This window comes from Arthrobacter antioxidans (assembly GCF_023100725.1).
Taxonomy (GTDB): domain Bacteria; phylum Actinomycetota; class Actinomycetes; order Actinomycetales; family Micrococcaceae; genus Arthrobacter_D; species Arthrobacter_D antioxidans.
In genome coordinates this window covers 2590633-2605485 of sequence record NZ_CP095501.1, presented here as the reverse complement: position 1 = coordinate 2605485, position 14853 = coordinate 2590633, and the positions used below count along the sequence as shown (strand labels likewise).

The following is a 14853-nucleotide window of genomic DNA, read 5'->3' as shown; positions in this document are numbered from 1 at the left end:
GGGGGAGGAGGCCGGGCCGCGGACGCCCGGCGTCCTCCCGGATCGACGCCGGCCGGAGCGTCTACTCTAGGTAAGCCGGGAGGCACTGACCGCGCCGTCGCACGGCACGCGCCTACAGAGAGAAGCACAGTGACGCAGCCTGTCCACTTCGAGACGTACAGCCCCGACGGACCCGCCCGTCCGAGGGATCCGCGCTTCCGTGCCATGGCCGTCTCCGGGAGCCTCGCCGTCGTCCTGTGCGCGGCCGCCGTGCTGCTGCCCTCGCCCTACATCATCGAATCGCCCGGCCCCACCTTCAACACCATCGGGGAGATCGACGGCCAGGCGCTCATCCAGGTGGACGGCACGGAGAGCTTCCCGCCGGAGGGTGAGCTCGATCTCACCACCGTCCTCGTCAGCGGTGGTCCGAACGGCCGGGTGAACGTCCTCGACACCTTCCGGGCCTGGGTGGATCCGGACGAGAACGTCCTGCCGGAGCAGCTGGTCTACCCGGAAGGAACCACCTCCTCCGACGTCCAGGAGCGGAACGCCGTCGCCATGACGTCATCGCAGGAGTCGGCGATCGCCGCCGCGCTCTCCCACGAGGGGATCGGGTACACCGAGGAGCTGTCCGTCGCCGGGCTGGCGGACGATTCGGCGTCGGAGGGCATCCTGCAGGTCGGGGACATCCTGCGCACCATCGACGGGCGCGAGGTCGAGAACATCGAGACCCTCCGCAGCGTGCTGGCCGAGGCGGGCGGCGCTGCCGCCACCCTGGGGATCGTCAGGGACGGCGCGGAGACCGAGGTCTCGGTCACGCCGAAGGAATCGGACGAGGGCGAGTTCCAGCTGGGTATCCTGCTCGCCTCCACGTTCGACTTCCCCTTCGACGTGTCCATCCAGCTCGACAACGTGGGTGGCCCTTCGGCCGGCACCATGTTCGCCCTCGGGATCATCGACAACCTGACGGAGGGCGACCTCACGGGCGGCAGGCATTTCGCCGGCACCGGCACGATCGACTCCACCGGTGTCGTCGGCCCGATCGGCGGGATCGCCCAGAAGCTCGTCGGGGCCCGCGCCGGCGGGGCGGACTACTTCCTGGCGCCCGCCGACAACTGCGACGAGGTGGTCGGCAACATCCCGGACGGCCTGACGGTCGTGAAGGTCGAGACGCTCGACGACGCCGTCGACGCCGTCGAGACGCTGGGCGCCGGCGGGGACCCGTCCGCCGTGCCCTCCTGCTGAACCGCGGTCACGGCGCGGCGTCCCCCCACCGCCCGGGAAGACACGGTTCGGTGACGATCCCCGCCCCCTCGACCCGGGGCGGGAACCTAATTGGTCCGGCCGAACGTGAACAGGGCAGAATGAAATCACGAAGGGCCTGACTGCGCGCTCTCCCCTGCCCGAGCCCGGGCGGGGGAGCGATGCGGAAGACCGGTCGGCGTGACCCGTAGCAGCTAACGATGAGGTAGATGTGACATCCGGACCAGACCGTCCGTTCGGCAGTAGCCCGAGCCCAGCACGTGGAACAACCAGCAGGCGCCGCAGTCCGCTGATACCGACGATCATCGTCGTGGCGGTGATCGTGATCGCCTTCGTCTACCTGTCGCAGGTCTACGCGGACGTGCTCTGGTACAACCAGCTCGGGTTCCTCGAGGTCTTCGTGACCGAGAACCTGACGCGCATCCTCCTCTTCCTCGTCGCGTTCCTCGTCATGGCGGCGGCGGTGTACTTCAGCCTGCGCATCGCGTTCCGCAACAGGCCGATCTACGCGCCGGACAGCGCCATCCAGGACAACCTCAACAGGTACCAGGCGCAGCTCGAACCGATCCGCCGCCTGCTGATGCTCGGTATCCCCGTGGTCCTCGGTGCCTTCGCGGGTACGGCCGCCTCCTCGCAGTGGCAGCAGGTCCTGCTGTTCATGAACCAGGAGCCGTTCAACCGGCAGGACCCGGAGTTCGGCCTGGACTACGCCTTCTACATGTTCACGCTGCCCTTCCTGAACTTCGTGACGGGGTTCCTGATCAGCGTGGTCATCATCAGCGCCATCGCGACGGTCCTCACGCACTACCTGTACGGCGGCATCCGCCTGGAGGAGAAGGGCCTGTTCACCACCAAGGCGGCACGGGTGCAGATCGCCGTCGTCGCGGCACTCTTCCTGGTGCTGCAGGGCGTCAACTACTGGCTCGACCGGTACGACACGCTGCTGAACCAGGGCACCTGGGCGGGCGCGCTCTACACGGACGTCAATGCGGTCATCCCCACGAAGGCCATCCTCGCGGTGGCCGCGATCATCGTCGCCGCCCTGTTCGTCGCGTCGGTGTTCGTCGGCCGCTGGCGGCTGCCGCTGATCGGCACCGCGATGCTCATCATCACGGCGCTGCTCGCCGGCGGCGTCTACCCGTCGGTCGTGCAGCGCTTCCAGGTGCGCCCCTCCGAACTCAGCCTCGAGGAGCCGTTCATCGAACGGAACATCCAGCTCACGCGCGAGGCCTACGGCCTCGACCAGGTGGAGGTCGAGGCGTACGCGCCGGAGTCGATTCCCACGGCGGGCGCCCTGAACGAGGACGGCGAGACCACCGCGAACATCCGCCTGCTCGACCCCAACCTGATCTCGGACGCCTTCAGCCAGCTCCAGCAGTTCCGCCAGTACTACCAGTTCCCGGAGACCCTCAACGTCGACCGGTACGAGATCGACGGCGAGGTCGTGGACACCGTGATCGCGGTGCGTGAACTGGATGTCAACGGTGTGCCGGACGGCTGGGTCAACGAGCACGTCTTCTACACGCACGGCTACGGAGTGGTCGCAGCTGCCGGGTCAACCGTGGAGCCCGACGGCCGCGCGTCCTTCCTGCAGTCCGGTATCCCCTCGACCGGTGTGCTGGGCGACGAGTCCACCTATGAGCCGCGCATCTACTTCGGGGAGGAATCCCCCGAATACTCGGTCGTCGGAGCCCCGGAGGGCCAGACCCCCGCCGAGATCGACCGGCCGCAGAACGAGAACTCCGACACCGAATCCCGGACGACCTTCGACGGCGACGGCGGGCCGAATGTCGGCAACATGTTCAACCGCCTCGTCTATGCGCTGAAGTTCCAGTCCACGGACCTGCTGCTGTCCAACCAGGTCAACAGCGACTCGCAGATCCTCTACGACCGCGACCCCGTGGACCGCGTCCGCAAGGTCGCCCCCTACCTGACGCTCGACGGCAACAGCTACCCCGCGATCGTCGACGGCCGCGTGAAGTGGATCATCGACGGGTACACCACCAGCGACAGCTTCCCCTACTCCATGCAGCAGGAACTCGAGCAGGCGACGCAGGATGCGCAGACCGCGGAAGGGCTGGCCACCGCGCTGCCCGCCGAGCGCGTCAACTACATCCGGAACGCCGTGAAGGCCACCGTGGACGCCTACGACGGCTCCGTGACCCTGTACGCGTGGGACGACCAGGACCCCGTCCTCAAGTCCTGGCAGAACGTGTACCCGTCCTCCCTCAAGCCCTACGACGAGATGTCGGCCGACCTCATGGCCCACGTCCGCTACCCCGAGGACCTGTTCAAGGTGCAGCGCGAACTCCTGGCGCGTTACCACGTCACCGACACCGACGCGTTCTACAACAACAGTGAGGCGTGGAGCGTGCCCGCGGACCCGGGTGCGGCGTCGGACAGCGCCACGACGGCGTCCACGCCGCGGCAGCCGCCGTTCTACCTCACGCTCCAGATGCCCAACCAGGAGCAGGCGGCGTTCTCCCTGACGACGCCGTACATCCCCTACGTGCCCGTGGGCCAGACGCCGAGGAACGTGCTGTACGGCTTCCTCGCCGCCAACGGTGATGCCGGAACGGGCGAGGACGGCGTCAAGAGCGAGGACTACGGCAGGCTGACCCTGCTCGACAGTTCCGGCCAGGACTCCGTGGTCGGTCCCGGACAGGCCCAGAACCTCTTCAACTCGGACACGACCGTGTCGCAGGAGCTCAACCTGCTCCGGCAGGGTGCGTCCGAGGTCATCAACGGCAACCTCCTGACGCTGCCGATCGGCGGCGGGATCGCCTACGTCCAGCCCGTCTACGTGCAGTCCTCGGGCAGTTCGTCCTTCCCGGTCCTGCGTCGGGTCCTGGTGAGCTTCGGGGAGACCGTCGGGTTCGCGCCGACCCTCGCCGAGGCGCTGGACCAGGTGTTCGGCGGCAATTCGGGGGCCACGACCGGTGACGAGGAGAACGTCGGGGAGACCCCGGCCGACCCGGCGGCGCCTCCGGTGGAGGGCGAGGAAGCGACGCCGTCGCCCACGCCGACGCCGTCCGAAGGCGGGACCCCCGGCGGTGCGACCGGGGACCCGGCCGCCGACCTGCGGGCGGCGCTCGATGACGCGAACCAGGCGATCCAGGACGGCAACGCCGCCCTCGAGTCGGGCGACTTCACGGCCTACGGCCAGGCGCAGGACCGTCTGGAGCAGGCCATCCAGCGGGCGCTCGACGCCGAGGAGCGCGCCGCGGCCGCCGGCGGGCAGTAGCCCGATCGCCCCGGGCAGCCGCTCGATTTGCTTCTCCACCCCGCGGCCGGTAACGTTGGTTACACGCCGCGGGGTGGAGCAGTTCGGTAGCTCGCTGGGCTCATAACCCAGAGGTCACAGGTTCAAATCCTGTCCCCGCAACGGAAAAGAAGTCCGGTCCACCATCTGGTGGGCCGGACTTCTTGCTTTCCTGGGTGCCGTGGCGGGTACGGTGTACACGCGGTCCGATCGGTGTCGGGACGTGGCCGACACCGTGGTCACCCCTGCGAGGTGTCCTGGGACCGGACGGATGCGACGCGCCACTTGCTCCAGGGCCACATGCCGTCGATCTCCACCTCGAGCGAGAAGCTGAGCGCTATCCGGATCGCGACGATGCCGCCGAGTACCGCGACGCTCTGCGGGGTCTGGTCGACGAGGATGGTGCGGATGATGTCGGCGACGATGAGCACCTCCAGCCCGAGGAGGATCGCGCGGCCCACGTTCCGCCGCAGCCGCTCGTAGGTCTTCCCACGGCTCTCCGGTCGCCGCATCGAAGGCACCGCGGCCACGAGGGCGAATCCGGCGCCGACGATCATGATCAGCGCTCCGACGGTCTCGATGACGAGGACCCAGACGCCGACGATCTCCTCAAACACGCTGCGTGTCCCTCGCCGGCGGGACCATGCCGACGACGGGTTGGCCGTCGACCCGCACGTCGACGTCGACCGCCGGCGGCCGTTGCAGGAGTTCGAGCAGCAGGATGGCGATGAGCGCGCCGAACGCCGTCCAGAGGGTCACCCCCGGCGTCAGCGGCCGTACGAACAGCACGATCGCGGCGCCGACGACGGCGATCGCGATCCGGATGTACCGGCGGGCGCGGTAGAGGAATGCACCGAACCGGCCGGTGGTCGCCCCGTTGCCCTCCGCCGCGGCACGTATCCGTCGGGCCGTGTCGACCGTCAGGCGGCGCACCACCATGGCACCGTGGAACGGTCCGGCGAGGTAGGCGACGACGGCGGTGGTGACACCCGCCACCCCGACGGCGAGGGCCGTCGAGTAGAGCAGGGGCACGAGGGCGTCGTAGATCGCCTCGGCCGCGCTCGACGGCATGTACTGCGGCGAGATCGCCGAGACCGTGGCGATCCGTCCGACGGCCACGGCGAGGGCGAGGAACACCATCGCGACGGCCAGGCCGAGGCCGGCCCAGATCAGCGCCCTCGCCTTCCTCCTCGCGGTGAGGACGCCGGCGGCGAGCAGGCCGATGCTCACCCAGGGGAGCACGAACCCCAGTACCTCGATCCCCTGGTAGGCCGTGCGGGCCTGGGCGAGTTCGTCGGACTGTGCGACGACGATCGTGCGGTCGACCGCGGGGATGCGGTCTGCCAGCGCGAATCCCTGCGCCGTCAGCTGCTCCTTGACCGCGGCGATGATGGGCCCCAGCTGGATGCCCACCTCGCCCGTGTCGCTGATCACGACGGCCCCGGAGGTGTCACCGCCGAGGGCGCCCGTGAGCCCGCTGTGGCTGCTCCGCAGCGCCTGGTCCCACACCTGTTCGAAGGCGTCGGAGGCGATGAGCTGCTCGGTCGTGGACTGGATCAGCGACTGTGCTCCCGCCACGGCGGGCTGTTCGAGCAGCTGGAGCGCGTCGGCGGCCCTGGGTGGGAGGTCGAGGGTGGCGATCCCGTCGAACAGGTCGGCCGTGAGCGTCTCGATGTCGACGCTCTCGTTGATGGCCGCGGTGATCTCGTCGACCAGGTAGGCCTGGAAGGCCGGGTCGTCGAGGATCGGCGACACGGTCGCGACGAACTGGTCGGTGTTGGTGACCTCGGCCTTCGTCCACGCCGCGACGACGGCGAGTGGGGCGAGGAGCACCCCGAGCGCGATCAGCACCACGGCGAGGAACGCGCGCCCGCGTCCCCGTCGGGCCCGCCGCGCGGGTGCAGGGGGTGGCGCTTCGAGCGAGTCGGCCTGGAGCTGCGACTGCAGCCTGGCGACCTCCGCCGACAGCCGTGCGATTTCCTGGTCTCGGGTCTCGGTGACATCCATCGGCGATACGCCTCTCGAGTCGGAGGGTGGCGTGGGAGCACGCCTTGGATCCGCGCCGGTCTCCCCCGGGCGGTACGGGCCGGGGGAGCGCGCTTCGACCGGGGTGGACCCGGCCGCTCAGTCCTCGACGATGTCGCGGCCGTGGAGGACGGCCGCCCAGATGACGAAGATGTCGAGCGCGATGACGGTGAGGCTCCACAGCGGGTAGTAGGGCATCCACACGAAACTCACGGCCATGCTGACACAGGCCATGATCACGGCGATGGTCCTGCCCCAGGTGGCGCCCCGGAACAGGGACGCACCGGCGAACGCCACGACGAGGCCGAGGATGAGGTGGACCCAGCCCCACGTGGTGATGTCGAACGCGAGAACGTACTCGGGCAGGACGACGTAGAAGGTGTCGTTCAGGAGTGCGACGATGCCCTGGAAGGCGTGGAAGACACCGATCATGATCATCAGGGTGCCGGCGAGGACGGTCACCCCGACGGCTCCTTCGCTGCGCTGGTGGTCGAGATGGGTGGTCGAGGTCCTGCTGTCGTTCGACATGGTGACTGCTCCTTGGTCGGGCCCCTGAAGGGAGGCATTGACTGTCGGTCCTGCCCTTGCGGGCAGTCCACCGTGACCCTGCCCGAGGCCGGGCCGCGCGGACCGTGTGTACACCCAGAGAATCCCGCACGGCAGCTGCGCACACATCACCCCAAGATGGTGAGTGTCCGGACGGTGTCCGGCGGGACGGCGACGGTCTCGTGGCCACCGGACCTGCGGGGGTCATCCCTGCCGGATGATGCGTCGTCCGACGGGACGTGGGCGGCTACTCCTGAGGACCGGCTTCGACGCACACGCAGGAACGTCCGGCCCACCATCGGGCGGACCGGACGTCGAGGTGTCCCGCCGCGGTCCTGCCACAACATCGCGGAGCCACCGGAGGTGGCGGGGACGGGGAGATGGGACCTTTCAGGCGTGCTCAGCCCTGCGAGAGGGCCTTGAAGGCGCTCAGGGCCCGCTCACGGCTCTCCTTGAGGTCCACGACGGGCTCGGGGTAGCCCGGCGCTGCTCCCTTCCACGGCTCGTGGATGTTGTCGGCGTCCGCGAGTTCGGGGACGAAGCGGAGGAGGTACCGTCCCTCGCGGTCGAACTTCTTGCTCTGCAGCACCGGGTTGAAGATCCGGAAGTAGGGACTGGCATCCGCCCCCGACCCGGCCACCCACTGCCAGCTCGCGGCGTTGCTCGCCGCGTCGGCGTCGACGAGGCAGTCCCAGAACCACCGTTCGCCCACGCGCCAGTCGATCAGGAGGTTCTTGATGAGGAAGGACGCCGTCGCCATGCGCACCCGGTTGTGCATCCAGCCGATCTCCCACATCTGGCGCATGCCGGCGTCGACCAGGGGATACCCGGTGCGTCCGCGCTGCCAGGCCTCCAGCTCCGACTGCGTGGAGCTCTCCCAGGCGAAGGCGTTGAACTCGGGCCGGTAGTTCACGGTGGCGAGTTCGGGATTGAAGTAGAGGAGCTGCCAGCTGAATTCGCGCCAGCCGAGTTCGGACCCGAAGACGCGGATGTCCTCCGCCGTCGAGCTGTCCTTGTGGTCCTGGGCCGCGTGCCAGACCTCGAACGGGCTGATCTCGCCGAACCGCAGGTGGGGGGAGAGCATGCTGGTGCCCTGGACCGCGGGGAGGTCGCGGTTGTCCTTGTAGCCATGGGCGGCGCCGTCGAGGAAGTCGTCGAGGCGGGCGTGGGCGCCGGCCTCTCCCGGCGTCCAGGTTTCCCGCAGGCCCTGCGCCCAGTCGGGCGTCGTCGGGAGCAGTCCCCAGGTGTCGAGGTCGTCGGAGGCCAGCTGCGGGCCCCTGAGGGACGTCGGGGCGGGCAGGGGAGTGCGGGGGGTGCGGAAGGTGAGGCAGGCCCTCCAGAAGGGCGTGAACACCTTGTAGGCCTCGCCCGCGCCCGACACCACCTCCCAGGGTTCGTACATGAGGTTGGCCTGGAAGCTGGTGGCCTCGACCCCCTGGTCCGTGAGCGAGGCCTTGAGCGTCGCGTCCACCGTGCGCTCGACCAGACCGTAGCGCCGGTTCCAGAGGACCGTCCGCGCCGAGGACTCCTCGACGAGCCGCGGAAGGACCTCCGCCGCGGCCCCGCGCCGCAGGACGAGGGGGATCCCCAGGTCGGTGAGGGATTCGGCCAGGGACGCGAGCGAGTGGTGGAGCCACCAGCGCGATGCGCCGCCCAGCGGGCGGATGCCGTCGGTCCCGTCGTCGAGCACATAGCAGGCGACGACGTCGTCGCCCTGCTCCGCAGCCCTGGCAAGCGCCGGGTTGTCGGAGATCCGAAGGTCGTCGCGGAACCACACCAGAGTCACAGCCATGCGCCCAATCTACCGGCGGGCGCTGACAGTCCGGGCCGCGGACGCGACAGGGGACCGCAGCCCGGTCGGCTGCGGTCCCCTGGTCATCGACCTGGCTCCTGACCGGCTACTGATCGACAGCCGGTCCGGAACGGATCAGTAGGTGGTCTCGCTCCTCGTCGCCGGCGCGCCCGCGGCGTCGGCATCGCTGTCGGCGCCCTGGCCGATCGCGGACTGCGACCCGGAACCGGACTTCAGCGCCGCGAGGCGGGCTTCGATCTCGGTCTGTTCCCCGAGGTCCTCCAGGCTCTCGAACTGGGCATCCAGGCTCGACGTGGCGAGTTCCTGCTGGCCGCGGACCTTGGCCTCCTCCCGACGGATCTTCTCCTCGAAACGGCCCACCTCGCTCGTGGGGTCCATGAAGTCGATGCTCTTGACGGCGTCGTGCACCTGCTGCTGGGCCTGCGCGGTGCGCGAGCGGGCGATCAGCTGGTCACGCTTGACGGTCAGCTCGTTGAGCTTGCCCCGCATCTGGTTCAGACCGTTCTTGAGCTTCTCGACGATCTCCGTCTGGGACGCGATGGTCGGCTCGGCGCCCTTCGCCTCGTTCTCCGACGCCATCTGGCGCTGGATGGCGACCTTGGCGAGGTTGTCGAACTTCTGGGCGTCGGCCGTGTCGCCGGACGCGCGGTACTCATCGGCCTTGCGGGAGGCGGCGAGGGCCTTGTTGCCCCAGCTGCGGGCGTTCTCGACGTCCTCGTTGTAGTCGTCCTGCATCATCCGCAGGTTGCCGATGGTCTGGGCCACGGCGCTCTCCGCCTCGGCGATGCTGTTGGTGAAGTCCCGGACCATCTGGTCGAGCATCTTCTGCGGATCCTCCGCCTGGTCGAGCAACGCGTTGATGTTGGCCCGGGTGAGCTGAGCCATCCTGCCGAATATCGACTGCTTTACCATTGATTTCCCTTTCGATTCTGCGAATGGTCATGTGTCCTGCTGGTGAGGGGCATCGGCGGCTAGAAGTCGCCGCCGCCGCCGCCGAAGTCCCCGAAACCGCCGCCGCCGCCGCCGAAGCCGCCGAAGCCGCCGCCTCCGAAGCTCCCGCCGTCGCCGCCGAAACCGCCGCCGAAGCCGCCGCCGTCGTGGTGCCCGCCGCCGAAACCGCCGCCGTTGAGCAGGCCGCCGAGCAGGATGCCGCCCAGCAGGGCCCCGCCCATCCCGTCGCCGCCCCGGCCTCCGTACCTGCCGCCCATACCGCCGCCGAAGCCGCCGCCGCCGAAGCCGTCGACGTCCTGCTCAGCGAGCTGGGCCGCCTGTTCGGCGAGCATCGTGGCCTGCTGGGCGTGGGACAGCGCGGTCACGGGGTCCGAGCGCTGGAGGTCGACGGCGTAGTCGAGATTGCGTTCGGCTTCGGCCAGGCGGGTCCGGGCTTCGCTGCCTACCCCGCCCCGACGTGCGCGGATGTAGTCGGCGGTCCCGGAGATGCTCGACTGCGCCGCGATCAGCGCGTGCTGGAGGGCGTCCTGGGCGCGTCGCGTGTTCTCCGCCTGGTCGCGCACACCGCCGAGCGCGGCGTCGAGCTGTGCGTGGGCCGCCTCCAGGCGCTGCAGCAGCGCCACCGGATTGCTGCGTCCGTTCTGCCGCTCCTGCCGCACGGTCGCGACGGCGGACTGCAGGGCCGCGATCGGCCCGGCGAGGTCCCGGTACTGCCCGGCGCGGTCCATGGCCTGGGCCTGCGCCAGGTCCTGCTCGGTGTCCGGCAGCGCGCGGTCGAGCTCGCGCTCGGCGCCGGCCAGTTCCTCTGCCCGCTTGTCGATCGCATCCAGCAGGACCGTGCTCTGGTGCACGGATTCCTCGGCGGCGCGGACGGCGACGACGGCACGCCCGGTGTCGTCCTGCGCCATCCGCGACCGTGCTTCCGTCGCCGCGCTGTCGACGAAGGCCAGTCGCTCGCGGGCCTGCTCGATGTTGTCCGAGACCTGGGTGGTGGCGGACTCGAGGTATCGGCCCTGCAGGGTCCTCAGGGTCTGCTCGGCCGCGGAGAACCGGCGGCGCGCCTCGTCGGCCGCGGACTGCGCACGGAGCAGGGCGTCGGGGGCGTTCCGCTCGAGTTCGCGCAGCGCGTCGAAGTCCTCCTTGTGCTCCTGCAGGGAGGCATTGACGTCCTCGCAGCGCCGGATGATCTCCCCGAGCCACTGGCGCTGCTGCTCCTCGGTGTCCGGGATGTGGTCGTCGAGCTGCTGCTGGAGCTTGAAGGACTCACCCATGTGCTGCTTCGCGGTCGCGATGTCCTGGGAGAACGTGGCGATGGCCTCGGCCCCGTACTGCGCCTCCGCGAAGCCGAGTTCCTGCTCACTGGACTTGATGGCGTCGTCGGCGGCGATCAGGAGGCTCCCGGCCCGCTTGCGCAGGTCCTCCACGCTCAGGGCCGCGAGCGGGTCCACGATCTCGCCCTCGGCCGAAGGCACCGGCCCGTACCCGTATTCCTCGCGCTTGCGCTGGGCGCTGCCCGCGCCGCGCTTCTTGAGCAGCATGTAGCCGCCGGCCCCCGCGACGGCGACGAGCCCGCCGACGAGCACGAGGCCGCCGAGGCCGCTGCCGCCCGAAGTGCTGCCGTCGGGGGACGTCCCGCCGCCCGTGGAGCCGCCCGTGCCGCCGGCGAGCGCCTGGTCGATCCCCTCGACGGCGGCGAGGCCGCCTCCGAGCCAGTCGTCGGCCTGCAGTTCCGGGATGACGTAGCTCGTCCGGATCTCCTGGACGGACGAATAGACGCCCGACTGCTCTCCAGCGACGAGCCCGACCTCCTGCTGGTCCACCGCGACGGCGAGGACGGCCTCGTCGGCCGACGAGGCGTTCGCGATGGCGACCTCCTCCGCCCACTGCCCGGAGTTGCTCGGGTTCTCGAAGGTGTCGACGTAGGCCACCCGGAGGGTGAACCCCTGCGACGACTGCAGGTCTGCGACGGCTGCTTCGAGCTCGCTCTCCTCCTCCGCGCTGAGCACCCCGGCGTTGTCGATCACGTAGTCCCCGGACGGGAAGGTGATCGGTTCGTCGGCGAAGGCCGCCGTCCCCGAGACCAGCGGGATCGCCACGATGGCGCCCAGGACAGCAGAGACGCGGGTGCGCCTGCTCATCATTCGCATTTTCGACCCTTCAGCACGTCCTCCGGACCTGTCCGGTCCCAGGACTGAGGCCGGTGGATGCCGGAGGCTCCCTGTCTTCCCGATTCTATGGTTGGGGTGCGGGAGCGTCCACCACCGACACCTATGCCCCTAGCGAAAGGCGCATCCCCGGTGGACGCCCGACGGCGGCGCGTACCCGCCCCGCCGGCACCGGATGTCGGGGGATACTGGGAGACGAGTCCGACGGCGGCGTGCCGTAGCGGCACATCTCCAGCGGCCTCCCAGATCCCGCACAGCGAACGCATGCGGAAGGCTCAGGGAAAGTTGCCATGATGTGGTCAACAGCAACGAAAGGATCCCCATGAACGAGCAGCCGGGTAACTCCGACCGTCCCCTGCCTCCGCAACCGCAGACCCCGCCGTCGCGGGGCACGAATGTGTCCCGCCCCGCGACGGAGGCGCAGCCGGTCGTGGGACCGCCGACGGCGCAGCACCCCGTCGCCGGGGCGGAACCGACGGGCGAACCGCAGGCAGCACCCCGGCAGGCTCCGGCCGCCTCCCACCCCGCCTACGCCGGACACCAGCCGTTCTACGGCGAGCAGAACCCGGCCTACGGCCACGCCCAGCCGGGCGGCGGTCGCGGAGGGACCGGGGAGCGTCGGCGCGTGGGCCTGGCCACCTTCGCCGCGGGCGTGCTCGCGGCCGGCCTGGTCGGCGGGGGCGTCGCGGCGGCGGGCCTCAACGCACTGGACGACAGCCCGGCGGCGGGGATCTCCCAGGCCGCGCCCGAGTCGATCGTGGTGAACAACACCGACGACGTCAACACCATCACCGGGGCGGCCGTCACGGCCTCGCCCAGCGTGGTCACGCTCGCGGTCAGCGGCGGGACCTCCGGCGGGTCCGGTTCCGGCATCATCCTCGACACCGATGGTCACATCCTCACCAACACGCACGTCGTGACCCTGGGCGGCCAGGTCTCGGATCCCACCGTGGAGGTCAAGCTGGACGACGGACGGGTCTTCCCCGCGACCGTCGTCGGCACGGACCCGCTGAGCGACCTCGCGGTCGTCAAGATCGACGCACCGGACCTCACCGCCGCGACCCTCGGCAACTCCGACGAACTGAACGTCGGAGACACGGCGATCGCCATCGGGGCGCCGCTCGGGCTCAGCGGCACGGTGACGGACGGCATCGTCTCGACGCTGAACAGGACCATCAGCGTCGCGTCCTCCGCCGTCCCCGAGGAACAGCCGGACAGCGGGCAGTCCGAGAACGGCGAGGGCTTCAACTTCCTGCCGCCGGGCGGCTCCGGCGGGCAGCAGCCGCAGTCGCAGGGGTCCATCTACCTCAACGTGATCCAGACCGATGCCGCCATCAACCAGGGCAACTCGGGTGGCGCGCTCGTCGACGCGGACGGCCGGATCATCGGCGTCAACGTGGCGATCGCCTCGGGCGGCTCCGGCGAGTCCACGGGCAACATCGGTGTGGGGTTCTCCATCCCGATCAACTACGCGGACCGCATCGCCCAGGAGATCATCGCCGAGGGCGAGGCGACGCACGGTTTCCTCGGCGTCAGCGTCACGGCGGCCGGGAGCGACGGGTCCCAGAGCACGTCCACCTTCTCGTCGGGAGCGCTCGTCGAACGGGTCGAGCCGGGGTCGCCCGCGGAGGACGCCGAGCTGCAGGTCGGCGACGTGATCACCAGGGTGGGCACCTACGCCATCAGCGACCCCCAGTCCCTCACCGCGGCCGTCCGGATCCAGACGGTCGGGCAGCAGGTGCCGATCGAGGTGGTGCGCGGCGGCGAGACGCGGACGGTGGACGTGACGCTGGCCCAGGCGCCGACGCAGTAGCGGACACCGACCACGTCGACGACCCGGCAGGTCGGCGGCACAGCAGGAGGCGGTTCCCGGAGCGGGGACCGCCTCCTGTTCGTTGACCGGGGGAGCGCGGAGTGCGCTGATCGCGGCCCGGCCCGCAGCACTGCGGCCGGTGCCACCCCACTATGGTTAGCTAGTCGATGGGAAGATCCCCGGACGAGGAAGGTCATCAATGGACGAGGCCACAGCAAGCGGACTGCGCATCGCGGTCCTGGTGAAGCATGTTCCGGACGCCCAGTTCGATCGCCATATCAGCGGCGACGACCTGACGACCGTCCGTTCGGAGAGCATCCTGTCCGAGCTCGACGAGTACGCGCTCGAAGCGGCCCTCCAGCTCGTCGAGGCCCACGGGGGCGCCGCCGCCGGGCACCGCGTCACGGCGATCACGATGGGCCCCGCGGCCGCGGTGAACGCAGTGAAGAAGTCCCTGCAGATCGGGGCGGACGACGGCGTCCACCTGACCGACGACGCCCTGACCGGCTCCGATGCCTCCGCCACCTCCCGGGCCCTCGCCGCCCTCCTGCAGCACGCCGGTCCGTTCGACCTGGTCCTCACCGGGATGGCGTCGACGGACGGCGAGACCTCGCTCGTGCCGGCGCAGCTGGCCGAACGGCTCGACCTGCCCCAGGTGACGTTCGCGGCGTCGCTCGAGCTGACGCCCGGCGACGGCGGCTGGACGCTCGCCGCGCGGCGGGACAGCGACACCTATGCGGAGACCATCGAGGCCCCGCTGCCTGCCCTGGTGTCGGTGACCGACCAGATCAACGATCCCCGGTACCCGAACTTCAAGGGCATCATGGCGGCGAAGAAGAAGCAGATCCAGGTCCTGTCCCTGCAGGACATCGGCCTGCAGGCCGACGAGGTGGGGTTCGCCGGATCATGGACGACTGTGGAGGCGGCTGCTCCGAGGCCGCCCCGCAGCCAGGGCATCGTCATCACCGACGAGGGCGACGCCGGCATCAGGCTCGTCGACTTCCTCGCCGGACAGAAGCTCCTCTAGTCGTTGCCC

Annotated in this window: 10 protein-coding genes and 1 tRNA gene; 5 read left to right on the top strand and 6 right to left on the bottom strand. The window is 70.0% G+C overall.

What is annotated here, in order from left to right:
• Nucleotides 1-129 precede the first annotated feature (129 nt).
• From MWM45_RS11920 to MWM45_RS11910, 3 genes are all read left to right on the top strand, one after another.
• Complete coding sequence (locus MWM45_RS11920; protein ID WP_247826630.1) at nt 130-1224, top strand: YlbL family protein; 1095 nt, start codon at nt 130-132, stop codon at nt 1222-1224.
• 322 nt (nt 1225-1546) lie between these two features.
• On the top strand, nt 1547-4486 hold the full coding sequence (locus MWM45_RS11915) for a UPF0182 family membrane protein (RefSeq protein ID WP_247829218.1): 2940 nt from the start codon (nt 1547-1549) through the stop codon (nt 4484-4486).
• A 67-nt stretch (nt 4487-4553) separates the two neighbouring features.
• Nucleotides 4554-4627, top strand: a tRNA-Met gene (locus MWM45_RS11910).
• A gap of 116 nt (nt 4628-4743) precedes the next feature.
• On the opposite strand, the gene MWM45_RS11905 is transcribed toward MWM45_RS11910, so the two are convergent.
• The 6 genes from MWM45_RS11905 to MWM45_RS11880 form a co-directional block, all read right to left on the bottom strand.
• A complete protein-coding gene (locus MWM45_RS11905; RefSeq protein WP_247826629.1) occupies nt 4744-5121 on the bottom strand; it encodes a DUF1622 domain-containing protein in 378 nt (125 codons plus the stop codon).
• Entirely contained in the window at nt 5114-6511 is a 1398-nt protein-coding gene (locus MWM45_RS11900; RefSeq protein WP_247826628.1) for a hypothetical protein, read from the bottom strand. Before MWM45_RS11900 ends, MWM45_RS11905 begins: the two co-directional genes overlap by 8 nt.
• A gap of 117 nt (nt 6512-6628) precedes the next feature.
• Entirely contained in the window at nt 6629-7057 is a 429-nt protein-coding gene (locus MWM45_RS11895; RefSeq protein ID WP_247826627.1) for a DUF7144 family membrane protein, read from the bottom strand.
• 418 nt (nt 7058-7475) lie between these two features.
• Nucleotides 7476-8867, bottom strand: coding sequence for a cryptochrome/photolyase family protein (locus MWM45_RS11890; RefSeq protein ID WP_247826626.1), 1392 nt, complete (start codon nt 8865-8867; stop codon nt 7476-7478).
• 135 nt (nt 8868-9002) lie between these two features.
• On the bottom strand, nt 9003-9800 hold the full coding sequence (locus tag MWM45_RS11885; RefSeq protein ID WP_043441077.1) for a PspA/IM30 family protein: 798 nt from the start codon (nt 9798-9800) through the stop codon (nt 9003-9005).
• Nucleotides 9801-9859: 59 nt separating this feature from the next.
• Nucleotides 9860-11980 carry a TPM domain-containing protein gene (locus MWM45_RS11880; RefSeq protein WP_247826625.1) on the bottom strand — a complete coding sequence of 707 codons (2121 nt, stop codon included), beginning with the start codon at nt 11978-11980 and terminating at the stop codon, nt 9860-9862.
• A 346-nt stretch (nt 11981-12326) separates the two neighbouring features.
• Here MWM45_RS11880 and MWM45_RS11875 point away from each other — a divergent pair, with 346 nt between their 5' ends.
• Complete coding sequence (locus MWM45_RS11875) at nt 12327-13817, top strand: S1C family serine protease (protein WP_247826624.1); 1491 nt, start codon at nt 12327-12329, stop codon at nt 13815-13817.
• A 199-nt stretch (nt 13818-14016) separates the two neighbouring features.
• Entirely contained in the window at nt 14017-14844 is an 828-nt protein-coding gene (locus MWM45_RS11870; RefSeq protein WP_247826623.1) for an electron transfer flavoprotein subunit beta/FixA family protein, read from the top strand.
• Nucleotides 14845-14853: the final 9 nt, after the last annotated feature.

Coding starts and splice junctions, on each gene's coding strand:
- MWM45_RS11885 (WP_043441077.1), bottom strand. CDS start 9,800: ATGGTAAAGCAGTCGATATTCGGCAGGATGGCTCAGCTCACCCGGGCC.
- MWM45_RS11870 (WP_247826623.1), top strand. CDS start 14,017: ATGGACGAGGCCACAGCAAGCGGACTGCGCATCGCGGTCCTGGTGAAG.
- MWM45_RS11900 (WP_247826628.1), bottom strand. CDS start 6,511: ATGGATGTCACCGAGACCCGAGACCAGGAAATCGCACGGCTGTCGGCG.
- MWM45_RS11875 (WP_247826624.1), top strand. CDS start 12,327: ATGAACGAGCAGCCGGGTAACTCCGACCGTCCCCTGCCTCCGCAACCG.
- MWM45_RS11890 (WP_247826626.1), bottom strand. CDS start 8,867: ATGGCTGTGACTCTGGTGTGGTTCCGCGACGACCTTCGGATCTCCGAC.
- MWM45_RS11880 (WP_247826625.1), bottom strand. CDS start 11,980: ATGATGAGCAGGCGCACCCGCGTCTCTGCTGTCCTGGGCGCCATCGTG.
- MWM45_RS11895 (WP_247826627.1), bottom strand. CDS start 7,057: ATGTCGAACGACAGCAGGACCTCGACCACCCATCTCGACCACCAGCGC.